Origin of the sequence: Thermoleophilum album, from assembly GCF_028867705.1 — a bacterium.
Classification (GTDB): domain Bacteria; phylum Actinomycetota; class Thermoleophilia; order Solirubrobacterales; family Thermoleophilaceae; genus Thermoleophilum.
Window position 1 is genome coordinate 1,829,336 of record NZ_CP066171.1, and the last position, 24,651, is coordinate 1,853,986.

The following is a 24,651-nucleotide window of genomic DNA, read 5'->3' on the forward strand; positions in this document are numbered from 1 at the left end:
GGAGGCTTCCGCATGTCGACGCAAGCACCGGCTTACGAGCTTTCCGAGGGAGTCCGCCGCTTCCTCGCTGCGCCGAAACAGCTGTTGATCGACGGCGAGTGGGTCGAACCCGTCGACGGTCGCCGCTTCGATAACCCCGACCCCTCGACCGGCGAAACGATCGCGCAGGTCGCCTTCGCGGGTCGCGAGGACGTCGACCGCGCCGTTCGCGCCGCCCGCCGCGCCTTCGAGGAGAAGCGCTGGCACGGCCTGCCGCCGGCACAGCGCGAGCGAATCCTCGCCCGTGTCGCCGAACTGATCGACGAGCACGGCGACGAGCTCGCCGAGCTAGAAGCCCTCGACTGCGGCAAGCCGGTGACGCTCGCCCGCCGCGTCGACGTACGCCTCGCCGCCCAGCACTTCCGCTACTTCGCAGGCTGGCCGACGAAGATCGAGGGGGCGACGCTGCCGGTCTCGATCCCCAACATGCACGTCTACACGCGTCGCGAGCCGGTCGGTGTTTGCGCCCAGATAATTCCCTGGAACTTCCCCCTGTTGATGGCGGCGTGGAAGATCGCCCCGGCGCTGGCGGCAGGCTGCACGGTCGTGCTCAAGCCGGCCGAGCAAACGCCGCTGTCGGCCCTGCGGCTCGGTGAGCTCTGTCTCGAGGCGGGTGTCCCCGCCGGTGTCGTCAACGTCGTCACCGGACCGGGCGAGACCGGCGCGGCGCTCGTCGAGCATCCGCTCGTCGCCAAGATCGCCTTCACCGGATCGACTGCCGTCGGCCGCGAGATCGGCGCCAAGGCGGGACGCGATCTAAAGCGCGTGACGCTCGAGCTCGGCGGCAAATCCCCAAACGTGATCCTGCCCGACGCCGACCTCGACCGCGCGGTCAAGGGCTCGTTTCAAGCGATCTACTACAACACCGGTCAGGTGTGCACGGCCGGTTCGCGCCTGTTCGTGCCCAAACAGCACTTCGACGATGTCGTCTCGCGCCTTGCCGAGCAGGCACGGGCCGCCAAGGTCGGGCCGGGCCTCGACCCGCAAACGCAGATCGGTCCGCTCGTCTCGCGCGAGCAAGAGCAGCGCGTGCGCGGCTACATCGAACGCGGCCTCGCCGAAGGTGCCGAGCTCGTCGCGGGAGGCGACGGGGAGAAACCAGTGGAGGGCGGCTACTACGTCAACCCGACACTGTTCGTCAGCACGCGCGACGACATCACGATCGCGCGCGAGGAGATCTTCGGCCCGGTGCTGGTCGCGCTGCCGTACGAGGATCTCGAGGAGGTGGCGCGGCGCGCCAACGCGACGGAGTACGGTCTCGCCGCCGGGGTGTGGACGCGCGACGTGGCGAGTGCGCACCGCATGGCTGCCCTGCTCGAGGCGGGCGACGTGTACGTCAACATCTGGGGGCCGAGCGACCCGTCGGCACCGTTCGGTGGCATCAAAGCTTCCGGGATCGGGCGGGAGCATGGGCGCGAAGGCCTCGACGCCTATCTCGAGACGAAGACGGTGTGGGTGAACCTCGCCTGAGCGAACAACCGCAAGGACCTGTCCTGCTCGCGCACGGCAGCTGGCTGCCAGCAGCGGTGGGCGCGAGCTGGATCGACGAGCCCTTCGCACCTCCCCCCGAGCTCGAGCACGCAGCCGATCGCGCTATTGCTGAGCTCGCTGCGCGCGGCTCGCCCACCCACGACGGACTGGCGGCGCGTCTCGCGCGCTTCCGCGCGACGCCGGAGCGTCTCGAGCTCGAGCTGCAGCCGGCGCGCTGGTCGCTGCGGCTCGTCGACGGCGATCGCTGCCGCTCACTGACCGCCTTGTGCGTGGTGCGAAGCGAGGACGGTCGCTGGCTGGCCGGTCGGCGCGCGAGCTGGTTGGCGACGTGGGCGGGCCGCTGGGCGCTCGGTGCCGGCGGCGCTGTCGAGGTCGGCGAGAACCCGGCCCACACGCTCGCACGCGAGCTCGCAGAGGAGTGGCGGCTCGAGCCGATCGAGCTGCGTGTGCGCGCGCTCCTCGACCTGCCCGGTGGCATGGCGATGATCGTGGGCAGCGCAACCGTCGCCAGCGACGCCGAACCGGTGCCCGACGAGGAGCACGACGCCTTCGCCTGGTGGGATCCCGACCCCGATCGCTGGCCCGACGAGGCCGACGAGCGCCTGCGCTCGATGGCCCGCCATCTCCTCGCTCCCTAGCGATCCCGTCGGCACAACCGGCGAGCGGCTCTCACCCGAGCCGCCGGCTTGTCTGCGCACACCGGTGGAGATCGCCTGCTCTCGCGCAGCCCGCTCGCTCTGGCGCAGGTCACTCCGCTAGCGACCAGCCGCGAGCCGCCACACGCCGCCTTCGAGCGAGACGACATAGATTCGACCGCGCGCGTCCTCGCCGAACGAGACGAGGCTCGGCACCCGCAGACCCGTGTAGCGCACGCTCGGCCGGCGTCCGCGGGGAAGCGCGGCGAGCCGGATTCGCGAGTCGCACAGATCGCCGTAGACGTAGCGACCCCGGAAGCGCCCGAGGGCAGGATCACGAATCACGTACCCGCCGATTATCGAGCACACCGGCAGCCGCGAGTGGAGCTCTTGCACTACCGGTCGGACGTAGCGGCCGGGACCGCGCAAGCTCTCTTTCGTGCGGTAGCGCAACAACCCCTCGAAGACCGGCCAACCGAAGTTGACGCCGCCGCGCGGCGGACGCCGGCCCCCGGGCGAGCGCAGGATGTTCAGCTCCTCGGCAGCGTCCTGTCCGACGTCCGGGATCAGCAAGTGACCGCGCAAACGGTCGAACGAGAAGCGGTACGGGTTGCGCAATCCGTAGGCATAGATCTCGTCGCGACCCGTGCGGCCCACGAACGGGTTGCTGCGCGGCACCGTGTACCCGCCCTGTGACCGCGGCTTTATGCGCAGCAACTTGCCGAGGAGCGTGCCGAGGTTCTGGGCGTTGTCGTCGGGGTCGCCGCCACCGCCGCCGTCGCCGAACGCAGTCCACAAGTAACCGTCGGGGCCGAACAGGATCTGCCCACCCTTGTGGTTGGCACGAAAGTGCGGCTGGACGATCACCGGGCGGCGCGAGCCTGCAAGCGCCCGGTCGGGGTCGCGGGGATCGCTCTGGAACTGGTCGATCGTGATGTAGCCGCGACGATCCGTGTAGTAGACGTAGAAGCGCCGCGAGCGGCGGTAGTCGGGGGCGAAGGCGAGCGAGAGGAGCCCGCCCTCGCCCTCGGTCGAGACGCGGTTGCGGATGTCGAGGAACGCGCGCGGGAGCTTGCGCCCGCGCTTGACGATCCGCACGGTGCCGGCGCGCTCGGTGACGAACACGCGCGCGTAGTCTCCTGGCGGAGCGGTGACGTAGGTCGGCGCGGCGAACCGCCCGACCGCCACCAGACGCAACGTTTGGGCGGCGATGACTGCCGGCCCGCCGGGTTTCGGAGCCGAAGCACACGCCGACCAGGGGATCCCCGCGACGACTAGCAGCGCGGCGAGCGCGAGCACCGGCACCGCCGCGGAACGGCGATCGGGCTGGCCGGATTTGAACCGGCGACCTCTCCGACCCGAACGGAGCGCGCTACCAGGCTGCGCCACAGCCCGTCGGAGAAAGCCTACCGCGCGGCCACCACCACCCGCTCGCCCCCCACTACCTGCGCTGTCGATCCAATCGTCGATCTCGTTCACCCTGCCACCGCGTTGTAGTAGCGCAGCGCAAGCCCGGTGAGCAGCGTTTCGAAACACTGTTCGACGGGCAGCCCCTCGCGGCGCGCGTACTCGCTTAAACCCACCCGCTCGATCTCGTCGCTCTCGGCGATCACCTCGTCGACAAGCTCGGGATGGCGGTCCGAGAAGTAGGCGCCGATCGAGTAAAGGCTCGTCTCCATCAGCGATCGGAGGAACTGCTCGTCACCTGCGCTGGGCTGGGCGGCGACGTGTTCCGACGCGCTAGCGAGCCCCCCACCACGGGAAGCGCCCTCGTCGCGGCGATCGGCTCGGCTTCTCCGGACCATCGTTCTGCGACCTTACATCGCCGGTACGTTCGAGAGCGCCAGCGGATGTGGGCAGAGCTGCGGATGCGGGCGCACAACGCGTGTGCCCGTTGCCGACCCGCTGCTGGCGAGCGCGGGTTCGTAGCGTAAGGCGGGAGCGGATCGCCGACGGGACCGTCGCTAGCGGTCAGCGCGAGCCGCCGAGCAGCCCGCCGACCGCTCCGCTCGCACCCTCGACCGCACCGCCGAGGCCGCCGGTCACGCTCCCAACCGCACCGCCGACACCCTGCACGACACCCTCGACGACGTCCCCCAACCGGCCGACGCCTTCGCCGAGGCGCTCGTTACCGGTGGCATCGCCGAGAACGCCACCGACACCGCGCACGGTTCCGCCGAGCGCACCGCCGACCGAACCTGTCACGCCGCCGAGCGTCTCGCCCGTTTGCGAGACGGTGCCGCCGACCGTGCCGCCGGCGCCGCCGACGACCCCGCCGAGCGTGCCGCCGACCGTGCCGCGCGTGGTTTCGGTGACGCCCCGGGTGGCCGGCAACTCGACGCTTACCGGTCCGCCTCTGCGCCGCTGAGTAGCGCCGGGCCACGGTGCCGGGCGGTCGGCTGCGCCGCTCGCGGCGCCGCTCTGGCGCAGGCGTTCGGAGCGTGCCGCCCGGTCGTCGCCCCGGCCAGCGCGGCGCTCGTCGCCACGGTCGCGCTCCATCCTCGTCGCGTCGTCACGCGAGCGCCGCGCGGCGCCGCTGACGGCACCCCGGCCGCCGCTCTCCGCAGAGCGCTCGGCGCCGCCGCTCGCAGCCGGTGCGACGACGGCCGGGCCGCTAGCTATGGGAGCCCGATCGCCGTCGAAACTCACCGCCGACCCGAGCGCAGCGAGCGCGGCTGCTGCCGCCGCAACGCTCTTCGCGCCCAGCGCCGGAAAGTCCGGAAGGGCCGGCACACCCCCGCCCGCTAGCCGGCCGAGCAGCCGCTCGATCGCGAGCGGGATCGGCGACAGCGCAGCGGCGATGCGGTCGCGAAGCGTGCGCAGCGGCTCGACACCCTGGGCCCGCGCATAGCGTCGGCACGTGGCACAGCGCCGACAGTGGCGGGCGAGCAGCTGCTCGTCGCTGCGCCGGGGACGCCCCGCCGCCACGCGCAGTACCGCCTCGCGCGTGGTCCTGCAGCGCGTGCCGTCGGCGAGACGCTCGTACTCGCGTTCGAGGCGCCGGCGCGCGCGGAAGATCGTGCTCTCGACTGCCGAGCGCGACAGCGCCAGGCGTTCGGCGATCTCCTCGTAGCTGCAGCCTTCGAGCTCGCGCAGCACCAGCGCTCGTGCCTGTTGGTCGGGTAGCTCGTCGAACGCCCCCCGCAACAGCTCGAGCCGTTGCCGGGCGACCACAGCCGCCTCCGGTTCGCCGGCCGGCTCGCGTTCGCTTTCGCTAAGACGCTCTAGCGGCACCTCGCCAGCGCGGTTGGCGCGCCGCCAAGCGTCGATCGCGGCGTTACGAGCGATCTCGAACAACCACGACTTGAGCGCCAGCTCCTGGTCGCTGGCCCGGATCCGGCGCAAGGCCGAGATGAAAGTCTCTTGCAAGAGATCCTCGGCGCGGGCCTCGTCGCCCGTGAGTCGGCGCAGAAAACCGAGGATCTGCGGCGCATAGCGGCGGTAGAGCTCCTCGAATGCACGATCATCGCCGGCGCGTACACGCGCAACGAGGTGCGCCTCCTCCCGACCGCCGGCCCACGGCGACGGCGTGCTCACGCAGCGCGCATTTTCGGTTCTTGCCGTCGCGACGCTCATCCCTGCCCCCGCCGCACGCGGCGCAACTCGACCTTCCCTTCAGCTCCCTCTGCCCGTGGGGTCGAAGCCATGCTACAGGCTGCTAGGCGATTTCGCCAGCGCGTCCGCCCGCGATCGCGGCCACGCGGCGGACGCGCCGGAACGCGCCGCCAGCTAACGTCGCCGGCATATGCCCACCGTCGAAGAGATCGTCGACTTCCTCGACGACCTTCTCGATTCGCGGTCGTTCGCCGACTGGTGTCCGAACGGGCTCCAGGTCGCAGCGAGCCCCGGACGCACCGTCGAGCGCGTGGCGACTTGTGTGTCGGCGCACGCGGGAACGATCGAGCAGGCGATCGCGATCGGCGCCAGCTTGATCGTCGCCCACCACGGACTTGTCTGGGGTTCGCAGCCGCAGCCGATCGTCGGACCCGCGCGCGAGCGCTTGCGGCTGCTGTTGTGCGCGGACGTAGCTCTCGCTGCCTACCACCTGCCCCTCGACGCCCATCCCGAGGTCGGCAACAACGCCCTGCTGGCGCGAGCTCTCGGCCTCGCCGTCGAGGGTCGTTTCGCCGACGTGCGCGGCCACGAGATCGGCGTCGTCGCCACCGTCGAGCGCGCGCTCGCGCCAAGCGAGCTCGCCGAGCGCGTCCGGCGAGCTACGGGCCGCGACCCGCTGCACTTGCCCTTCGGCCCGCCCGAGGTGCGACGAGTGGGGATCGTGAGCGGGGCGGGCGCCGACGCGCTCGGCGAAACCAAGGCACGGAAGCTCGACGCGCTCGTGACGGGGGAGCCACGCGAGGCGGCCTTCGCGGACGCGCGCGAGCTCGGCGTTCACTTCTTCGCTGCCGGCCACTATGCGACCGAAAAGTTCGGCGTCCGCCGCCTCGGCGAGTTGGTAGCCGAGCGGTTCGGGGTCGAGCACACGTTCATCGACTTTCCCAACCCCATCTAGCTTCTCCATCCCACCCTGCCCCCGGGAGCCTGAGCGGCTACGACCGGCACCGATGTTGGATCTCCGGCCACGGCGCGGATGTCGCGGGCAGCCGCCTCGCCATATGACGTTTGCAACGTCCCCGGCTGAGGGTACTTTGGTTGTGACAGCTGTTTCACACAATCCGGAGGAGGAGCGGCTAGATGGCGACGCACTTGACGCCCACCGAGCTCGGTCGTGAAACCGGGATGCACCGCCGGGAGGTGATCCGCAAGTGCATGCAGCTTGGGGTGCCGATCCTCCACGGCAGGATCGACAAGCAGTTGTTCATCGAATCGCTCCGTGACGAACAGCGTCGTGTGGCGCCAGAGCGCATGGGCGCTCCTGTGAAGGTGTAGGTCGAAGCGGCGCCCTAGCGACAACGCAAGGCGCGCCGGCTGTTCGTGCGGGCGCGCTGCGGGTCCCGAGCGCGCAGAGCCGGAGGTGACTGCGCCCCAGCTCGTTCGCACTCCATACAATCCGCGCAAGGGGTGGATCAAGCCGCTGTCGAGGCGACTCGCAGCGGTAGTGCAAGGAGGAGGATCCGATGGAGGCTCGCAGCGCGGAGACCAAGCTCGGCACCGGGTCGCGCACGATCGCCGATCTCGTACCGCTCGCTGCCGAACGCTACGGCGACAAGACCGCGCAACGCTTCAAGAGCGGCGATTCTTGGCAGGACGTCAGCTACCGGGAACTCGGTGAGCGCGTGCGCGAGGTCGCGCTCGGTCTGATCTCGCTGGGCATAGAACCGGGCGACAAGGTCGCGATCCTCTCGCACACGCGGCCCGAGTGGACCTACGCCTGTTTCGGCATTTCTGGCGCCGGGGCGACCTTCGTCACGATCTACCAGACGAACTCGGCCGAGGAGTGCGAGTACGTGCTCGCTCACTCCGACTCGCGCGCCGTTTTCGCCGAGGACGCCGAACAGCTCGAGAAGATCCGCGCCGTGCGCGAGCGCCTGCCCAAGCTCGAGCACGTCATCCTGTTCGACCCCTCGGGTGCCGAGGGTGACGACTTCCTCACGCTCGACCAGCTGCTCGAGCGTGGCCGCGCAACCGAGCCGAGCGCGTACGAGCGCCGCTACCGCGCGGTCACGCGCGACGACATCTGTCTCTACATCTACACCTCGGGCACCACGGGCCCGCCCAAGGGCTGCCTGCTGTCGCACGGCAATTACCGCGACATCACTGACGCGATCATCAGCCAGGCGGTCCTCGAGCGCGACGACGTCGCCTATCTCTTCCTGCCGCTGGCGCACGCCTTCGCGATCCTCATCCAGTTCGCGTCGATCGATCTCGGCGTGACGCTCGCCTACTGGTCGCGCGACCCCCAGAAGATCCTCCAAGATCTCCAAGAGGTGCGGCCCACCTACCTGCCCTCGGTGCCGCGCATCTTCGAGAAGATCTACGCGCTCGCCTCGGCGATCGTCCAGGACCCGGCGAAGCTCAGGCAAGCCACCGAGCTAGGCGTGAAGGTGCGCCTCGCCCAGCAACGCGGCGAGCCGGTGCCGCCGGAGCTCGAGCAGGCTTTCGCCCGCGCCGAAGAGGAGCTCTACAGCAAGGTGCGCGGCCTGTTCGGCGGTCGCCTGCGCCAGGCGGTGACCGGCGCGGCACCGATCGCCAAGGAGATCCTCGAGTTCTTCTACGCCTGCGGCGTGCCGGTAATGGAGGGCTACGGCATGACCGAGACGGCTACGGTGGCCACGGTCAACGAGCCCGACGACTTCCGCTTCGGATCGGTGGGCAAGCCGCTGCCGGGCGTCGAGGTAAAGATCGCCGAGGACGGCGAGATCCTCGTCCGCGGCCCGAACATCTTCCAGGGCTACTACAAGGACGATGAGGCCACGCGCCGCGCGATCGACAGCGACGGCTGGCTGCACACGGGCGACCTGGGCCACATCGACGAGGACGGGTTCCTCTACATCACCGGTCGCAAGAAGGACATCATCATCACCGCTGGCGGCAAGAACATTACCCCGGCGAACATCGAGAACCGTCTCAAGCAGAGCCCGTGGATCTCGCAAGCGGTGCTGATCGGAGACCGGCGGCCTTACCTGGTGGCGTTGATCACGCTCGACCCCGAGAGTGCGCCGCAGCTGGCGGCCAAGCTCGGGATCGACGAGACCGACCCGGCTAAGCTCGCGGCCGACCCGCGTGTGCGCGATGAGATCCAGAAGGTCGTCGACGAGGTCAACTCGCACTTCGGGCGTGTGGAGCAGGTCAAGAAGTTCGCGATCCTGCCCCACGATTTCTCGCAGCCGACCGGCGAGCTCACACCGACGCTCAAGGTCAAGCGCAACGTCGTTCAGGAGAAGTACGCGCACGTGATCGATGGGCTGTACGGCGACAGCTGACGGCTGTCGGTGGTGGTAGGTCGGCACCAGCGGCGGGTAGGTGCCGCCTATCGTCGCCGGTAGCAGGCGAAGCTGCCGATCACGAGCGGCGCCGGTCGCTCGCGGCTTTAGCCTTGTAGGCAGTCTCGTCCTCGCGACCGTCGATGCCGAAGACCGACCCGACCGAAACCGGTGGCCTGTTCATTGGGCGACGCCCCGGTGTCGGCGGTACCGGCCGCTACCGGGTTGCCGGCGCGGAACGGTCGCGCGGTGGGCGCCTGCTCGACTCGCTCCTAGCAGCCCTCTTGCTAGTGCTCGAAGTGGCGCTTTGCTTGAGCGTGCTAGGACCGCAGCCGCTCGCTTGGCTGTGGTTGGGATCGCAGTTCGAATACCTGAGCGGTAGCGCCCTGGCCGGCATCGTGCTCGCGGTCGTCGGCACGCTGCTGTCGCTGCTCGTCACGCTCGCTGTCGCGCGGCGCGTCGATCACGCCTGGAAGCTCGTTCGACGTGCCGCCGGCTACCGCCAGGATCGCGGCGTCCTCGAGGCGGTGTTCGCGCTGTCGGTGGTGGCCGCCGCGATCGTCTTCTGCATCTGGTTTTTGATCATCCAAGGCCCGGGGCCGCAGCTCGCGCCGCAGCAGTGAGTTTCCTGCGTCGATACCACCAGTACGACGACGTCCCGCTCGAGGAGCTCGTCGCCCAGGCGGAGCGCGACCGCGAGCGTCGGCGACGTGACCTTGCTCGTGTCGACGTCCTCGATCTGGCGCGCACCGAGCGTGTCGACCTTCCGGATTCCGAGGTCGTGAACGCCGCGATCGCGGCGCTGCGCGGCCCGATCAACCTTGTGCCCGACCGCCACGCCAGCGATCTGCGTTCCGCTCTTGCCGAGGACCTGCGCGTCGACGCGTCGCGGATCGTCGTCGGCGCCGGCGTGAGCGAGCTCGTCGAGCGAACCGTCGCGGCTCTGGCACGCTCTGCGACCGTCGCGATCCCCTGGCCTTCGCATCCGCTGCTGCCAGTGGCGGTCGAGCGCGCGGGCAAGAAACCGCTGCCGATCAAGCGCGAGCGCGAGGAGATCGTGGCGGCCGCGAAGGCGGGGCACGATCTCCTCATCTGCAACCCCGACGACCCTACCGGACACTACTTCTCCGCCGACGAGCTACGTGCAATCAGCGAAAGTCTCGCGCCCGAGCGCCTGCTCGTCATCGACGAGGCGCTTGTCGACTTTCAGAGCGCCGAGCCGCGCGACGCGGTCCTGCGTCTCACCGACACCCGTCCCGTCGTGTGCCTGCGGAGCTTCTCGAAGGCGTTCGGTCTTGCCGGCATGCGCGTCGGCTACGCCGTGCTTCCGCCCACCTATGCCGATCGAGCGTCTGCGCTCGCGCCCCTGCTCGGTGTGTCCGTCGCCGCGGTAGCGGCGGCGCGGCACGCGCTCGCCCGCCGCGTGCTCGTTGAGGCGTACGTCGAGCAAGTGCGGCGCGAGCGCGAGCGCCTCAGCGCCGAGCTGCGGCGACGCCGGTTCGAGGTCGCGCCGAGCGAAACGAACTTCCTCTGGGTGGCGCCGCCCGACGGCGACGGCACCTCGTTCGCCAGGCGACTCGACCGGCTCGGCATCCGTGTCACCCCGGGTGTCGCCCTCGGCGATGGTCGCAGGGTGCGGATAGCGGTACGCGACCGCGCCACAAGCGAGCGCCTGCTGCAGGCTCTCGATCGGATCGACTAGTGACCGCGGCCGGCGAGGGCGCGCCCAGCTCGCGCCGGGATCGCGGCGATGCGCCCGAGCGCCGAGCGGCGGTCACGCGAGGCGCTCAGGTCGAGCGCCTCGCGCAAGCGTGTCGGCTCCGGCTCCAACCCGTGCCGCTGCCACAGCGGAGCGAGCTCGCGGTGGGCGGCGAGCAGTTGCTCTCCCACCGTGAGCAGCGCACGGCGCGCGACCGCGCGGGCTCGGGCGAAGTCGAGGATGTGGGTTTCGAACAGCAGTCGGTCGTCGGGCGCCGGTTCGACGAGCACGATGTCGACGCCCGGGAACCGCTCCTGCCAGCTGTGTACCGCACGGTGCAGTCGTTCGTAGGCGAGCATGCGAAACGCCTGGTAGCCGATCGGCAGAAAGCCACGCTGGCCGAGCGAGCGCCCGGTCTCTGCGTCGGGGCGCCGGAACGGAACGAGCGGGTTGATAACGACGACGAGGTCGGCGCCGTGCTCGACAGCGACGTCGATGTTGGTCGTCGAGACGATGCCGCCGTCGACGAGCGTGCGCCCCTTGATGCGTCGGGGCACGTAAACCATCGGTAGCGCAGCCGAGGCGGCTACGGCTTCCGAGATCGGAACGTCGTCGAACTCAGGCTCGCCGAAGACGATGCGTTCGCAGGTGTCGATGTCGGTCGCTGGCAGGTACAGCTCCGTCCCAAGCTCACGGAAATCGTTCGTACGCTGGCGCTCGCGGGTGAGTACGCGCCGCACGTAGGCTTCAATCCCGGAACCGTCGTAAACACCGCTCGGCAGTGCCTCGGCGACACCGAATATCGCGTCAACGAGAGATGTCGCGCGGGGATGGCGCGCGAAGCGCAGAGCGGTGCCGGCGACCGCCAACGGAACCTTGTACGCAGAAATCAGAAGCCCGCCGAAGTTGAGCCGCAGCAGGGTGTCGTGGGCGGGACGGTCAACGGTGATCGCGGTCGGCCGTCCTTCGAGGGCGTCGCGAAGATCGTCGGCCGAGATGCCGTTGGCGACGAGCGCCGCCAGGAACGCTCCGGCGCTCGTCCCCACGTAGACGTCGAAACGGTTTGCGCTGCCGGGCCCGAGCAGCAGGTCGAGCGCCTGCAGGGCACCGATCTCGAACGCACCACCGGTGAACCCGCCGCCGCCGAGAACCAGCGCGGTGCGCGTGCGCCGTGCCCGGCCGCTCGTACCGGCCGACGCTCGCTTGGCTGTCCGTGCGGCTGACTCTCCACGTCCCCGACGCTGTTCCCCCGCACGCGCTCTCGGGCGCGCCCTGCCCGAGGCGTGGCCTCCTGCCACCGCGATCACTTTGCCCATCTGTCAATCAGGAGCTTACTTGGCCAGCCAGCCAGCCAGCCGTTCGGCGAGCCAGCGGGCCAGAGCGTCAACTGACCGCGTGCGCCTAGACGCGATCGGCGGACGAGCAGCGCAAGCGAGCGGCCAAGCGAGTGGAACCCTCGCGAGCAGCCGCTGTCGCCGAGCCGCAACCTCGGGCGGAGGAAGCTGTTCGTGAATCTGGAGGCGATGGACATGGCTGCACCGCCAGTCGCTTCGCCGACGGCACCGACTAGTGCGGGAAGCTCTAGGTCGTGGAAAGCCTGCGACTACAGGGGTTGACGGCCGCGGCGCGTGTTGCGCGGCTCGTGGGCCTGATCGTGATCTGCGCCTCCGCGACCGCGGTGCCGGCGCTCGCGGGTGGTGGCGCCACCGCGCCGCAGGCAAGCGCAGGTGGCGCGCCAGACACACCGAGCAACGGCACGCGCGGCGCTGGCACCGGGCCAGTAGCGACAAGCGAAGCTCCCAAGGCGCCCGCGAGATCCCGGCTGCGCCGCAGGATCCTCGAGGTCGCCCGCAACCTCGGTCGCACGGCTGGCGTGCTCGTGGTCGACGACGCCGGCGACACCATTGCCACCCTGCGACCGCGCCTGGCGCTGGTCCCCGCCTCGAACGTCAAACTCTTCACCACCGCCGCCCTGCTCGAACGCTACGGGGCGGATTTTCGGTTGCGCACGCGCGCGCTGACGGCGACAGCACCGGACGATCAGGGGGTGGTCGCAGGCGACCTTTACCTGGTGGGCGACGGCGACCCGTCGCTGTCGACACAGCGCCGTGCCCGCCTGTGGTACCCACGAGCGGCGACGGTCGAGGCGTTGGCGGCGGCGGTGCGCGCGGCGGGAGTGCGACGCATCGAGGGCGACATCGTCGGCGACGAGACCCTGTTCGACAGCCGGCGCGGCGGCCCCGGCTCGCGCTGGCGCACGAGTCCCTGGGTGGGACCGATCTCGGCGCTGATCGTCGACCGCGGTCTCGCCGGCGACGGGCGCTCGTACGTCGTCTCGCCCGCGCGTGCCGCAGCAGCGGCCCTGCGGGCCGCGCTCCGCCGGGCAGGCGTGCGCGTCATAGGCCGCTCTACTTCCGGTCGCGCGCCGCGCACAGCGGGCGAGATCGCTTCGATCTCGTCGATGACCATCGCCGAGCTCGTGCGCATCGTCAACCGCGACTCCGACAACCTCTTCGCCGAAGTCCTGCTCAAGCGCCTGGCCACCTCGGTGCGGCGACCGGGAACGACAGCGACCGGTGTCGCGACAGTCCGCGCCCTGCTGCGGTCGCTCGGCGTCCGCCCCCGCATCGTCGACGGGTCAGGTCTCTCGCGTGCCAACCGGGCCGACGCAGCCATGATCGTGCGCCTGTTGCGGACGGCTGGCGCGCGGAGGTGGGGCGCCGCCTGGCTGCGTTCACTTCCACTTGCCGGCCGCGAGGGAACACTCGCGTGGCGCTTGCGCTCGGGGCCAGCGCGGGGTCGCTGCCGAGCCAAAACGGGAACGCTCAGCGGCGTCGCAGCGCTGAGCGGCTACTGTCGTGCCCGTAGCGGCGCCCGCTACTGGTTCTCGCTGCTCGCCAACGGTGTAGCGGTGCCGCGCGCGCGAGCGCTGCAGGACGCGATCGTCCAGGCGATCGCTGGCAGCTAGCGGCGCGCGAGGCGTCAGCGACGCCCGTCCTCGCCAGCTAGCTCGAGGAGCTGCGCTTCGTCGATCGTCCGCACACCGAGCTCGCGCGCACGCTCTAGCTTGGAGCCCGGGTTGTCGCCGACGACCACGAAGTCGGTGCGGCGCGACACCGAGCTTGTGACGCGCCCGCCCGCACGTTCGATCAGCTCGGTCGCTTGCTCACGGGTCAGGTGAGGGAGCGTCCCGGTCAGCACGAACGTCTTGCCCGCCAGCCGCCCGTCGCGACGCGCCTCGCCGCTCTCGCTAGCGAACCGCAAGCCGGCACGCCGCAAGCGCGCCACCAGGTCGCGGATGTACGGCTCGTCGAGCGTCTCGCGGATCTGCCGTGCGAGGATCGGGCCGATCCCCTCGACCTGTTCGATCTCGTCGACCGACGCCTCCATCAGTCGATCGATCGATCCGAAGTGGCGCGCGAGGTTGCGCGCGTTGACCGCTCCGACACCGGGGATACCGAGCGCATACAGAACACGCTCGAACGGCCGCTCGCGCGAGCGCTCGATCGCTGCCACGAGCTTCTCCGCCGACTTGCGACCGAAGCCGTGCAAGGCGGCTACACGCTCAACGTCGAGCTCATAGATGTCGGCGACGTGACCGATCAGCCCCTCGGCGAGGAAACGGCGGACGTTCTCCTCGCCGAGACCCTCGATGTCCATCGCCCCTTTCGAGACGAAGTGTTTGATCGCCTGAAAAAGTTGGCCCGGGCATGCCCAGCGGTTCGGGCACACGGTCCACACGCTTCCCGGCGGCTTGACCGTGGGCGTCCCGCAGGAGGGGCAGCGCTTTGGCGGGGCGGGCGGCGGCGGGCGGTCGGGGCGCCGCACCGCGCGTGAGGTCGGCGAGACGACCTGCGGGATCACGTCGCCGGCACGCATCACGATCACCTCGTCGCCCTCGCGCACGTCCTTGCGCCGCAAGTCCTCCTCGTTGTGGAGCGTCGCCGTCTTGACCACGACGCCCGAGACCTGCACGGGTTCGAGCTCGGCGAACGGCACCAGGTGTCCTGTGCGGCCCACGTTCCAGCCAATTCGCTTGAGCACCGTGGTGGCCGTCATCGGCGGGAACTTCCAGGCGATCGCCGCGCGCGGTTCGCGCCCGGCAACCCCGAGCACACGCCACAGCCTGAGATCGTCGATCTTCACGACGACACCGTCGATCTCGTACTCGAGGGAGTCGCGCCGCTCCTCCCAGCGGCGACACGCGGCGACGACCTCCTCGACATCCGCGTGCAGCTCAACGTCGGGGTTCACCCGGAAGCGGTGCTCGCGCAACCACTCGAGCGAGGCGTAGTGCGACTCGAAGTCGATCCCCTCTGTCGCGCCCACGCCGTAGCACCAGATGGACAGCGGACGCGACGCGGTGATGTTGGGATCGAGCTGGCGGATCGAGCCGGCGGCGGCGTTGCGGGGGTTCGCGAACGGCGGCTCGCCGCGAGCGATCCGCTCCTCATTGACGCGCACGAACTCGTGCCGGGGCATGTAGGCCTCGCCGCGCACCTCGATCAGCGGCGGCGCATCGGGTATGCGCAGCGGGATCGCAGCGATCGTCTTGAGGTTGGAGGTCACGTCCTCACCGATCTCGCCGTCTCCGCGGGTAGCGCCGCGTACCAGCACACCGTTCTCGTAGACGAGCGAGATCGCGAGCCCGTCGATCTTCGGCTCGGTTACGAACCGCAGCTGTTCGACCTCGACACCCTCGCGCCGCAGAATCCGCAGGTTGCGCTCGAGCCAGGCGCGCAGCTCGCCCTCGTTGCGGGCGTTCGCGAGCGACAGCATCGGTTGCAGGTGGCGCACCTGCCGAAACTGCGGTGCCGGCTTCCCTCCGACGCGTTGTGTTGGGGAGTCCGGCGTTACGAGCTGCGGGTACTCGCGTTCGAGCGCGCGCAGCTCGTCGAGCAGACGGTCGTACTCGTCGTCCGAAATCTCGGGATCGTCGAGAACGTAGTAGCGCCAATCGTGATAGCCGATCTGCTCGCGCAGCTCTTCGGCGCGCCGCGCAACCTCGGCGGGCACGCCAGCAACCGCTGCGCTCTCGCCATGCGGGCGTTGTGCTCGCGTCTCAGGGTCGCTTCCCGCTTCCTGTCGCCCGTCACTTGTCGCTGCGGCGCCCATCACCCCTCGTGAGCGAGCTCCTGTCGTTCGATGCTGCGTGCAAACGCGGCTTGCAGATCGACGCGCCCGAGCTCGGCCAGAGCACGCTCGTGGTTGAGATCGAACCCGAGCGGTGTCACCGCGATCATGCTGTCGGCGACAGCTTCGAAGTCGGTTCCCGGCTCCTCGTGGTAGCCAGGCTCCGCTCCGTAGATTCGGTAGTGCTTGCGACCGTTGGGGGCAACGCTCTCGAGCTTCAGTTCGTCACGGTAGATGCGACGGCCGAGCCGACAGACGCGCACGCCGCGAACCTCGCCGGCGGGCACGTTCACGTTCAGCACGGTGCGCTCGCCGAGCGGCAGACCGTCGATTGCGGCCACCAGCTCGGCGACGAAGCGTGCCCCTGCCGCGAAGTCCTCGTAAGCCCAACCGCGCCCGCGCGGCCGAAAGTCGGTGCGACCGTGCTCGGCCTGTTGGGAGACGGCGATGGCCGGTATCCCGAGGAGCGCCCCCTCGAAGGCTGCCGCGACCGTCCCCGAGTAGGTGACGTCGTCGCCCAGGTTCGAGCCGTGGTTGATGCCCGAGACGATCAGCTCGGGCGGTTCACCGACGAGACCGAGCACAGCGAAGCGCACACAGTCGACGGGGGTGCCGTCGGTGGCGAAACCACGCTCGCCGTCGGCGAAACGCACCTCGTCGACGGCGAGCGGCTGGCGGGTGGTGATGCTGCGAGCGCTGGCGCTGCGGTTGGAGTCAGGTGCGATCACCGCGAGCTCGATGCCCGGAACCCGCTCGAGCAGCGCCCGGCGCATCGCGTGCAGCCCGGTGGCCTGGATCCCGTCGTCGTTAGTGAGCAGTACGCGCACCGCCCCGAGGATACGCGCCACCGGCCGCCGCTCGGGGTGACATGCGACTAGTAGCGAACCGCTTCCAGGTAGAGTCCCTCCGCGGGAGCGGTCGGCCCCGCCTCGCTGCGCGGACGGCCGGTGAGCAGGCGAGCGATCCGTTCGGGACCTTCGCCGCGGCGCGCCCACTCGACCATCGTGCCGACGAGCGTGCGCACCATGTGGCGCAGGAAGGCGTCGGCCTCGATCGAGAAGGTCAACACCCACTCGCTCTCGCGCCGCCACTCGGCCGCGAAGACAGTACGCGTGAAGAAAACGTGGTCGCTGGCGGTGGGTGTGAAGGCGGTGAAGTCGTGCCGCCCGACCAGAGTTTCGGCGTAGGCCGCGAGCAGTTCCTCGTTGGGGGCGAAGCCGAGCTGCCAGGCGCGGCCGTTCTCGAACGGGCTGCGACAGCTGCGCGTGAAGAGGCGGTAGCGGTAGCGTCGGGCACGGGCATCGCGCCGGGCGTCGAAACCCTCCGGCGCGGGATCGGAGGCGATCACGCGAACGTCCTCCGGCAGGCGAGCGTTGATCGCTGCCGCTGGCAAGGGATGCCCGGGGTGGCTTGCGACCTGTCCCAGCGCGTGCACACCGGCGTCGGTACGGCCGGCACAGACTGTCGGCACCGGCTCGCCGGCAAGGTCGGCGAGCGCGTCCTCCAGCACTCCCTGCACGGTGCGCAGAGCCGGTTGGCGCGCCCAGCCGTGGAAGCGCGAGCCGTCGTACTCGAGCGTCAGGCGAGCGGTCACCGCTGCCCGTGAAGGTGGCCGCCCGTAGCGGCGCTAGACGAGTTCGAGAAGAACGAGCTCGGTGGCGTCGGAGCGCCGCGGGCCGAGCTTGAGAATGCGCGTATATCCGCCCGAGCGCTCGCGGTAGCGCGGCGCCACTTCCTCGAACAGCCGGTAGACGAGGAACTTGTCCTGGCCTAGGCGCGCCATCGCCTGTCGGCGAGCGTGCATATCGCCGCGCTTGGCGAGCGTTATCAGCCGCTCGAGCTCGGGGCGCGCCGCCTTGGCCTTGGCTTCGGTCGTGCGGATGCGTCCGTGCTCGATCACCTCGCGGCAAAGGTTCATTATCAACGCCCGCCGGTGGGCGGAGTCGCGGCTGAGCTTGCCTCGCTGTTTGCGGTGTCTCATGACGGTGCCCGAGAGGGTACGCCTTCGCCGACCGCTAGCCGTCGCGCAGCGACAAACCGCGGGCGGCGAGCGTCTCCTTGACCTCCTCGATCGACTTGCGACCGAAGTTGGGGATGGCGGCGAGTTCGGCCTCGGTCTTCGAGATCAGCTCGCCGATCGTCTGGATACCAGCACGCTTGAGGCAGTTGTACGAGCGCACACCGAGCTCGAGTTCCTCGATCAGGATGTCGTCCATCGCGCTACCGGTGCCCGCCGCCCCCGAACCGTTGCCGGACTCGGCCGCGAGCGCCGAGCCCTCGCGGCGCAGCTCCTCGACGCGGGTGGCGTCGGTGAAGATCGCCAGGTAGCGGATGAGGATCTCGGCCGCTTCGCGCAGCGCCGATTCGGGGTCGAGCGAACCGTCGGTTTCGATGTCGAGGATCAGCTTGTCGTAGTCGGTGCGCTGGCCGACGCGGGCAGCCTCGACCCGGTAGCTGACGCGCTTGACAGGCGAGAAGATCGAATCGATCGGGATCACGCCGATCGGTTGGTCGGGCTGCTTGTTCTCCTCCGCGGGCGCGTATCCGCGACCACGCCCGATCGTGAGGTACATCTCGAGGTTGGTCTTCTTCTCGAGCGTCGCGATGTGCAGGTCGGGGTTCAGCACCTCGACACCGGCAGGCAGGTCGATGTCGCCGGCGCGCACCTCGCCCGGACCGGTCGCGACCAACGGCGCCTCGATCTCGTCGGCGTCGGTGTGCATCCGGCAGACGATCTCTTTGAGGTTGAGGACGATGTCGGTGACGTCCTCCTTCACGCCGGGAATGGTCGAGAACTCGTGCGCCACGCCCTCGATGCGCACGCTCGTAACCGCGGCACCACCGAGAGAGGTGAGCAGAACACGCCGCAGCGAGTTACCGAACGTGTAGCCGAAGCCCTTGTCGAGCGGCTCGATGACGAACCGGCCGCGTCGATCGTCGGCTTTCTCGACTGAGATCTGCGGTGTTTGGAACTCGTTCATGGCGGGCTTCCTTGTCGGGTCGGTCCGGGCGCCGGCATCGCAAGCGCCGGCACGCGGAGCGAGTGCTTACTTCGAGTAGAGCTCGACGATCAGCTGCTCCTGAACCGGAGCGGGGATTTCGTCCCGCTCGGGCCAGCGCAGCACCTTGGCCGTGAGGCCGTCGTGATCGGCCTGCAGCCAGGCGGGAACGGCCGAGGTCAGTTCCGTGGCCTCGCGCACAACAGGCTCAGCGGGAGAGCCCGGCTTGAGAGTGATGACGTCGTCGGGACGCACCTGGTAGGACGGAATGTCTACGCGACGGCCGTTGACCAGCCAGTGACCATGCCGCACAAGCTGGCGCGCCTGGCGTCGCGATGCTGCGAAACCGAGTCGCACCAGCACGCTGTCGAGACGCGTCTCGAGGAGCCGCAACAGGTTCTCGCCGGTCGCGCCCGGTAGGCGGCTGGCCTTCTCGTAGTAGTTGCGGAACTGGCGCTCGAGCACGCCGTAGTAGCGGCGAGCCTTCTGCTTTTCCCGCAGCTGGAGGCGGTACTCGGACTGCCGCACTCGTGTGCGACCGTGCTGCCCCGGCGGATAGTTGCGGCGCTCGATCGCGCACTTGTCGGTGAGGCAACGCTCCCCCTTGAGGAACAGCTTCTCGCCCTCGCGGCGGCAGAGCTTGCAGACGGGACCGGTGTAGCGCGCCAAGGCTCAGACCCTCCGCCGCTTCTTCGGTCGACAACCGTTGTGCGGATGGGGCGTGACGTCGCGTACGGAGATGATCTCGAGCCCCGCCGCCTGCAACGAGCGGATCGCTGTTTCGCGCCCCGATCCGGGGCCCTTGACGAACACCTCGACCTTCTGCACGCCGTGCTCCATCGCCTTTTTCGCGGCGCCGTCAGCGGTCACCTGTGCGGCGAACGGCGTCGACTTGCGCGAGCCGCGAAAGCCGGCCGACCCCGCGGACTCCCAGGCGATCACGTTGCCGTCGCGATCGGTGATCGAGACGATCGTGTTGTTGAAGCTGGTCTTGATGTGGGCCTGGCCGACCGGCACGTTCTTGCGTGCCTTGCGGCGACCGCGCTGCTTCGTCGACTTCGCTGCCATACGTCAGATTCGATCCAGAATCCGTTGCCCTCAGTGCTTTCGCACCTTTTTCTTGCCCGCGCCTGCCGCGCTGCCCTTACGAGGACCTTTGCGCGTCCGTGCGTTGGTCTTGGTGCGCTGACCGCGAACCGGCAGGCCACGCCGGTGACGCAGCCCCCGGTAGCAGCCGATCTCCATGAGCCGCTTGATGTTTTGAGCGCGCTCGCGCCTTAGGTCACCCTCGACGACGAGCTCGCTATCGATGATCTCGCGCAACCGACGCACTTCGTCGTCGGTGAGATCTTTCACGTACGTGTCGGGGTCGACACCTGCCTGCGCAAGCACGCGGCGAGCCGTCGAACGACCGATCCCGTAGATGTACGTGAGTCCGATCTCGACCCTCTTGTTGAGGGGGATGTTGATGCCTGCGATGCGCGCCACGGTGCGGCCTACCCTTGCCGCTGCTTATGGCGCGGGTTTTGACAGATCACGAGCACCGCGCCGCGGCGCTTGATGACCTTGCACTTTTCGCACATCGGCTTGACCGAGGGTCGGACCTTCATCGCTCCGTGATCTGTCGCCTACTCGAGAGGAACCGCGCGAAGCCCAGGAGACGGCCTCGCGCCAGCGGGCAAGCCTAGCATCATTCGCGCTGAGCTTGCGCCGAGACCCTGGCTGGATGGATGGCTTCTGCATCCCTCCCGGTGACGGCCAGCCATTGCGGTGCCTGGTCATCCCAGGGGGTGAGAACGAGGGGTCCTTCCCGGGTGACGGCAACCGTGTGTTCGAAGTGGGCTGCGAGCGAACCGTCGCGCGAGTAGACCGCCCAGTTGTCCGCGCCCAGCTCGACCTCGTGCCCGCCGGCATTGACCATCGGCTCGATCGCGAGCACCATCCCTTCCTCGAGCCGCGGGCCGGCCCCAGGCGACCCGAAGTTGGGGATCTGGGGATCTTCGTGCATGGCGCGGCCGACACCGTGCCCGACGAGCGAACGAATGACCGAAAAACCGGCTTCTTCGACGCGTCGCTGCACGGCATGAGAGATGTCTCCGAGGCGGTTACCTGGTCGCGCTTGAGCGATGCCGTCGTAGAGCGCCGCGCGTGTGGCGTCGATCAGGCGCCGTGCCAGCGGGCTCGCTTGGCCGACCACGACGGTCAGCGCGGCGTCCGCTATCCAGCCGTCGAGCTCGACACCGACGTCGATCGAGAGCACGTCGCCATAGGCGAGCTCGTAGTCGTCGGGGATCCCGTGTACGACGAGCGAGTTCGGCGACGCGCAGATCGAGGCGGGATAGCCGTGGTAACCCTTGAACGCAGGCCTGCCGCCGCGCGCACGGATCAAGCGTTCGGCGATGGCGTCGAGATCGCGCGTGCGCACACCGGCCCGAGCGTGGCGCCGAAGCTCGCGCAGACACTCGGCGACGATCTCGCCGGCGGCGGCGATCTTGGCGACCTCGGCCGGGGTCTTGCGTACGATCACGCGCCTGAGGTTAAAGCTCGGCCTCGAGCCGCAGGGTGGCGAGCGTGGCGCGGATGTGGCGGTGGACCTCGTCAGGCGACCTGGTGCCGTCGAAGCGGCGTAGCAAACCGCGCTGCTCGTACCAGGCGACGAGCGGCTCGGTCTCGCGGTGGTAGACCTCGAGGCGGCGTCGGATCGTCTCGGGCTTGTCGTCGTCGCGTTGAATCAGGCGGGAACCGTCCTGGTCACACACGTCGGGGTTTTTCGGCGGGTCGAACTCGACGTGGTAGACGTGCTGGTTCTTTACGCAGATGCGGCGCCCCGACAGGCGCCGAACCACCTCGTCGTCGGGAACATCGATCACAAGCACAGCCGTCAGCTCGCGGTCTCGAGCAGCCAGCGCGTCGTCCAGCACCTCGGCCTGGCGAACCGTGCGTGGAAAGCCGTCGAGCAGGAAACCGTCGCGGGCGTCGGGGTCGTCGAGCCGCTCCATGATCAGGTCGCAAACGAGCTCGTCGGGCACGAGCTCACCGCGATCCATGTAGGCCTGCGCTTTGCGACCGAGATCGGTGGCGTCGCGCACAGCGGCCCGCAGGATGTCGCCGGTGGCGAAGTAAGGGATCTCGAAGTCCTCGCGCAGCCGTTCAGCTTGTGTGCCCTTGCCAGCGCCGGGAGGCCCCAGTAGGACGAGATTGAGTGGCTTCATTTCAGGAACCGTTCGTAGTTGCGCATCATCAGCTGTGCCTCGAGTTGCTTCATCGTGTCGAGAGCGACACCGACGACGATCAGAAGCGACGTGCCACCGAACGCGAAGTTTGTCGCTGTCTGGTTCGCGAGGACGGTCGGCATCGCCGCGATCGCGGCGAGATAGATCGCGCCGGGCAGGGTGAGCCGCGCGAGGATGCGATCGAGGTACTCGGCCGTGGGCCGGCCGGGACGAACACCGGGGATGAAGCCGCCGTACTTCTTGAGGTTGTCGGCCTGTTCGACCGGATTGAAGGTGACTGCGGTGTAGAAGTAGGTGAAGAGGATGATGAGGAGCGACTCCCCGATCAGGTAGGGAGCTCCGCGATAGTCGAAGAAGGCGGAGAGGTCGCGCGCCCACGCCGCGTTCGAGATCTGCCCGATCGTCGGCGGAAACGCCATCACCGAAGCGGCGAAGATGACCGGGATCACGCCCGCCATGTTGACCCGCAGCGGCAGGTAGGTGGATCCGCCGGACTGCATGCGCTCGCCGAGCGTGCGCCGGGCGTACTGAACGGGTATGCGCCGCTGCCCCTCCTGGACGAACACGACGGCTGCGGTCACGGCAAGCACCAGGAACGGTGCGATCACTTGGAAGACACGGTCGGGACTCGTCCACCACGACTGCACACCCTGGGGCAGGCCGGCGATGATGCTGGCGAAGATCATCAGCGAAATGCCGTTGCCGATCCCACGCTGCGTGATCAGCTCGCCCAGCCACATGACGAGCACGCAGCCGCATGTCAGCGTCGCGACGATCACGATCACGCGACCGAGCGTGAACCCCTCGATGATGTCGGCGCTCTGCGTGCGGTAGATGAAGATGAACCCGATCGACTGTAGGAAAGCGAGCCCGACGGTGAGATAGCGCGTGTACTGGGTGATCCGCTCCTGGCCGACCTCGCCCTCCTTGCGCAACTTCTCGAGCGAAGGCACGACCACAGTCAGAAGCTGAAGCACGATCGAGGCGGTGATGTAGGGCATGATGCCGAGCGCGAAGATCGAGAAGCGCGACAGCCCGCCGCCGGTCAAGAGGTTCGCGAGCCCGAGCGCGCCAGCAGCTTGGAAGCGCCCTTGGATCTGCTCGAGTACGTCGGTGTTGATGCCGGGCGTTGGGATCTGCGAGCCGAGCCGGTAGAGGGCCAGCATCGCCGCGGTGAAGAGCAGCTTTTTGCGGATCTCGGGGACCCGCAGCGCTGCTGACACCATCCCGAGCATTGGCGTCAGCGTTCGATCAGCTCGACAGTGCCCTGGGCGGCCTCGATCTTCTTACGCGCCGAAGCCGACACGGCGTGGACGCGAACCGTGAGCGGCTTGGAGAGCTCGCCTACCCCCAGCACCTTGACGGGCACACCCTTGCGCTTGGCGAGCCCACGAGCGCGGAGCGTCGACGGCGTCACCTCCTCGCCCGCTTCGAAGCGCTGCTCGAGGTCACGGACGTTGACGGCCTGGGTGACGGTGCGACCGAACGCTTCGAAGGGCATCGACTTCTTCATGTGCGGGCCGCGCAGCTTGCGCAGACGCATGTGCAAGGGGTTCTGGCCACCCTCGTACCAGGCGCGCCGCTTGTTGCCCGAGCGGGCGCCAGCGCCCTTCGTGCCACGCCCGGCGGTCTTGCCGGTTCCCGATCCCTCGCCGCGCCCGACGCGCTTGCGTGCGCGTCGAGATCCGGGGGCGGGAGTGAGGTTGTGAAGCCCAGGTTCGCTCACCGCGCCGCTGCCACCTCCTCGATCTCGACCAGATGACGCACTGTCCGCAGCTGACCGCGAACGGTGGCGGTGTCAGGCCGTTCGGCCGTACGACCGATACGCCCAAGGCCCAGCGCTCGCAGCGTAGCGAGCTGACGACGGTCGGCGCCGTTCGCGGACCGAACCTGGCGGATGACGAGCTTCGCAGCGCTCACGACTCCACCTCCGAGCCAGCGGCTTGGCCGACCGGCTCGAGACCGAGAACCTGGCGCACGGTGAGACCGCGCAGCTGCGCAACCTCCGCGGGATCACGTAGCTTGCGCAGCGCGTCGACAGTCGCTTTGACGACGTTGATCGGGTTCTGGCTGCCGAACGACTTGGAGAGCACGTCGTGCACGCCGGCAAGTTCGAGCACCGCCCGCACCCCGCCGCCGGCGATAACGCCGGTACCGGGCGCGGCGGGTTTGAGCAGCACGCGCGAAGCGCCGTGCTCGCCGATGACGTCGTGCGTGATCGTGCTGCCGTGCATCGGCACACGGAACATCGCTCGGCGCGCCTTCTCGACAGCCTTCTGGATCGCCAGCGGCACCTCTTTCGCCTTGCCGTAGCCGACCCCTACGTGGCCCGCCTCGTCACCGACCACCACGAGCGCGGTGAAGGAGAAGCGGCGGCCGCCCTTGACGACCTTCGCCACGCGGTTGATTTCGACGACGCGCTCCTGCAGCTCCGTCGCGCTCGCCGTGCGCGTCCTGTCCCTGGTTGCCATCGCGTCCTGACCCTAGTCGATGGTTTCGGTCGCTTACCTCTCGCTTGCCTTCGCGCTCGCCTGCTCGTCG

Annotated in this window: 27 protein-coding genes and 1 tRNA gene; 8 read left to right on the forward strand and 20 right to left on the reverse strand. The window is 69.1% G+C overall.

The genetic code is table 11. The features are described from left to right. The first annotated feature begins 12 nt into the window (after positions 1-12). Complete coding sequence (locus tag JDY09_RS08505) at positions 13-1,509, forward strand: aldehyde dehydrogenase family protein (protein ID WP_274716508.1); 1,497 nt, start codon at positions 13-15, stop codon at positions 1,507-1,509. Next, the gene (locus tag JDY09_RS08510; RefSeq protein WP_274716509.1) at positions 1,491-2,168 is read left to right on the forward strand and encodes an NUDIX hydrolase; all 678 of its coding nucleotides are present in this window, start codon (positions 1,491-1,493) and stop codon (positions 2,166-2,168) included. The genes JDY09_RS08505 and JDY09_RS08510 overlap by 19 nt, the downstream gene beginning before the upstream one ends. A gap of 117 nt (positions 2,169-2,285) precedes the next feature. Here the strand turns inward: JDY09_RS08510 and JDY09_RS08515 are convergent, their stop codons facing one another. The 4 genes from JDY09_RS08515 to JDY09_RS08530 form a co-directional block, all read right to left on the reverse strand. Further along, a complete protein-coding gene (locus JDY09_RS08515) occupies positions 2,286-3,470 on the reverse strand; it encodes a PQQ-dependent sugar dehydrogenase (RefSeq protein WP_274716510.1) in 1,185 nt (394 codons plus the stop codon). A gap of 16 nt (positions 3,471-3,486) precedes the next feature. Further along, positions 3,487-3,560 (reverse strand) — tRNA-Pro (locus JDY09_RS08520). A gap of 80 nt (positions 3,561-3,640) precedes the next feature. Continuing rightward, entirely contained in the window at positions 3,641-3,970 is a 330-nt protein-coding gene (locus JDY09_RS08525; protein WP_274716511.1) for a hypothetical protein, read from the reverse strand. Positions 3,971-4,136: 166 nt separating this feature from the next. Beyond that, positions 4,137-5,702, reverse strand: a complete 1,566-nt coding sequence (locus JDY09_RS08530; RefSeq protein WP_274716512.1) for a sigma-70 family RNA polymerase sigma factor — start codon at positions 5,700-5,702, stop codon at positions 4,137-4,139. 208 nt (positions 5,703-5,910) lie between these two features. Here JDY09_RS08530 and JDY09_RS08535 point away from each other — a divergent pair, with 208 nt between their 5' ends. The 5 genes from JDY09_RS08535 to JDY09_RS08555 all read left to right on the forward strand — a co-directional run bounded on the left by JDY09_RS08535 (position 5,911) and on the right by JDY09_RS08555 (position 10,748). After that, positions 5,911-6,675, forward strand: coding sequence for a Nif3-like dinuclear metal center hexameric protein (locus JDY09_RS08535; protein WP_274716513.1), 765 nt, complete (start codon positions 5,911-5,913; stop codon positions 6,673-6,675). Positions 6,676-6,857: 182 nt separating this feature from the next. Then, positions 6,858-7,052 (forward strand): hypothetical protein, encoded by a 195-nt coding sequence (locus JDY09_RS08540; RefSeq protein WP_274716514.1) that lies wholly within the window; start codon positions 6,858-6,860, stop codon positions 7,050-7,052. Between the two features lie 188 nt (positions 7,053-7,240). Beyond that, positions 7,241-9,046 (forward strand): AMP-dependent synthetase/ligase, encoded by a 1,806-nt coding sequence (locus tag JDY09_RS08545; RefSeq protein ID WP_274716515.1) that lies wholly within the window; start codon positions 7,241-7,243, stop codon positions 9,044-9,046. Between the two features lie 143 nt (positions 9,047-9,189). Next, positions 9,190-9,669: a hypothetical protein gene (locus tag JDY09_RS08550; protein ID WP_274716516.1), complete on the forward strand. Its 480-nt coding sequence runs from the start codon at positions 9,190-9,192 to the stop codon at positions 9,667-9,669. Further along, a complete protein-coding gene (locus tag JDY09_RS08555; RefSeq protein WP_274716517.1) occupies positions 9,666-10,748 on the forward strand; it encodes a pyridoxal phosphate-dependent aminotransferase in 1,083 nt (360 codons plus the stop codon). The genes JDY09_RS08550 and JDY09_RS08555 overlap by 4 nt, the downstream gene beginning before the upstream one ends. Here JDY09_RS08555 and JDY09_RS08560 read toward each other — a convergent pair. Further along, entirely contained in the window at positions 10,745-12,061 is a 1,317-nt protein-coding gene (locus JDY09_RS08560) for a patatin-like phospholipase family protein (RefSeq protein WP_274716518.1), read from the reverse strand. The two genes, JDY09_RS08555 and JDY09_RS08560, sit on opposite strands and share 4 nt — an antisense overlap. Before the next feature lie 272 nt (positions 12,062-12,333). Between JDY09_RS08560 and dacB the strand changes: the two genes are divergently transcribed. Further along, positions 12,334-13,713: a D-alanyl-D-alanine carboxypeptidase/D-alanyl-D-alanine endopeptidase gene (gene dacB / locus JDY09_RS08565; RefSeq protein ID WP_274716519.1), complete on the forward strand. Its 1,380-nt coding sequence runs from the start codon at positions 12,334-12,336 to the stop codon at positions 13,711-13,713. 14 nt (positions 13,714-13,727) lie between these two features. Here the strand turns inward: dacB and ligA are convergent, their stop codons facing one another. The 15 genes from ligA to rpsE form a co-directional block, all read right to left on the reverse strand. Further along, positions 13,728-15,761 carry an NAD-dependent DNA ligase LigA gene (gene ligA / locus JDY09_RS08570; RefSeq protein ID WP_274716520.1) on the reverse strand — a complete coding sequence of 678 codons (2,034 nt, stop codon included), beginning with the start codon at positions 15,759-15,761 and terminating at the stop codon, positions 13,728-13,730. A 98-nt stretch (positions 15,762-15,859) separates the two neighbouring features. After that, positions 15,860-16,705 carry a 5'/3'-nucleotidase SurE gene (gene surE / locus JDY09_RS08575; RefSeq protein WP_274716521.1) on the reverse strand — a complete coding sequence of 282 codons (846 nt, stop codon included), beginning with the start codon at positions 16,703-16,705 and terminating at the stop codon, positions 15,860-15,862. A 47-nt stretch (positions 16,706-16,752) separates the two neighbouring features. Further along, positions 16,753-17,472 carry a tRNA pseudouridine(38-40) synthase TruA gene (truA, locus tag JDY09_RS08580; RefSeq protein ID WP_274716522.1) on the reverse strand — a complete coding sequence of 240 codons (720 nt, stop codon included), beginning with the start codon at positions 17,470-17,472 and terminating at the stop codon, positions 16,753-16,755. 33 nt (positions 17,473-17,505) lie between these two features. After that, complete coding sequence (gene rplQ / locus JDY09_RS08585) at positions 17,506-17,859, reverse strand: 50S ribosomal protein L17 (RefSeq protein ID WP_274716523.1); 354 nt, start codon at positions 17,857-17,859, stop codon at positions 17,506-17,508. A gap of 34 nt (positions 17,860-17,893) precedes the next feature. Beyond that, positions 17,894-18,859 carry a DNA-directed RNA polymerase subunit alpha gene (locus tag JDY09_RS08590; RefSeq protein ID WP_274716524.1) on the reverse strand — a complete coding sequence of 322 codons (966 nt, stop codon included), beginning with the start codon at positions 18,857-18,859 and terminating at the stop codon, positions 17,894-17,896. 66 nt (positions 18,860-18,925) lie between these two features. Beyond that, positions 18,926-19,546 carry a 30S ribosomal protein S4 gene (rpsD, locus tag JDY09_RS08595; RefSeq protein WP_274716525.1) on the reverse strand — a complete coding sequence of 207 codons (621 nt, stop codon included), beginning with the start codon at positions 19,544-19,546 and terminating at the stop codon, positions 18,926-18,928. Between the two features lie 3 nt (positions 19,547-19,549). Next, positions 19,550-19,945, reverse strand: coding sequence for a 30S ribosomal protein S11 (gene rpsK, locus JDY09_RS08600; protein ID WP_274716526.1), 396 nt, complete (start codon positions 19,943-19,945; stop codon positions 19,550-19,552). A gap of 30 nt (positions 19,946-19,975) precedes the next feature. Continuing rightward, on the reverse strand, positions 19,976-20,365 hold the full coding sequence (gene rpsM, locus JDY09_RS08605; protein WP_274716527.1) for a 30S ribosomal protein S13: 390 nt from the start codon (positions 20,363-20,365) through the stop codon (positions 19,976-19,978). Between the two features lie 8 nt (positions 20,366-20,373). Further along, positions 20,374-20,487: a 50S ribosomal protein L36 gene (gene rpmJ / locus JDY09_RS08610; RefSeq protein WP_093116610.1), complete on the reverse strand. Its 114-nt coding sequence runs from the start codon at positions 20,485-20,487 to the stop codon at positions 20,374-20,376. A gap of 80 nt (positions 20,488-20,567) precedes the next feature. Next, on the reverse strand, positions 20,568-21,404 hold the full coding sequence (map, locus tag JDY09_RS08615; protein ID WP_274716528.1) for a type I methionyl aminopeptidase: 837 nt from the start codon (positions 21,402-21,404) through the stop codon (positions 20,568-20,570). 10 nt (positions 21,405-21,414) lie between these two features. After that, on the reverse strand, positions 21,415-22,089 hold the full coding sequence (locus JDY09_RS08620) for an adenylate kinase (RefSeq protein ID WP_274716529.1): 675 nt from the start codon (positions 22,087-22,089) through the stop codon (positions 21,415-21,417). Further along, the gene (secY, locus tag JDY09_RS08625; protein ID WP_274716530.1) at positions 22,086-23,345 is read right to left on the reverse strand and encodes a preprotein translocase subunit SecY; all 1,260 of its coding nucleotides are present in this window, start codon (positions 23,343-23,345) and stop codon (positions 22,086-22,088) included. The genes JDY09_RS08620 and secY overlap by 4 nt, the downstream gene beginning before the upstream one ends. Positions 23,346-23,350: 5 nt before the next feature. After that, positions 23,351-23,836 (reverse strand): 50S ribosomal protein L15, encoded by a 486-nt coding sequence (rplO, locus tag JDY09_RS08630; protein WP_274716531.1) that lies wholly within the window; start codon positions 23,834-23,836, stop codon positions 23,351-23,353. Further along, positions 23,833-24,030 (reverse strand): 50S ribosomal protein L30, encoded by a 198-nt coding sequence (rpmD, locus tag JDY09_RS08635; protein WP_342455252.1) that lies wholly within the window; start codon positions 24,028-24,030, stop codon positions 23,833-23,835. The genes rplO and rpmD overlap by 4 nt, the downstream gene beginning before the upstream one ends. Next, complete coding sequence (gene rpsE, locus JDY09_RS08640) at positions 24,027-24,581, reverse strand: 30S ribosomal protein S5 (RefSeq protein ID WP_274716532.1); 555 nt, start codon at positions 24,579-24,581, stop codon at positions 24,027-24,029. Before rpsE ends, rpmD begins: the two co-directional genes overlap by 4 nt. Between the last annotated feature and the right edge of the window lie 70 nt (positions 24,582-24,651).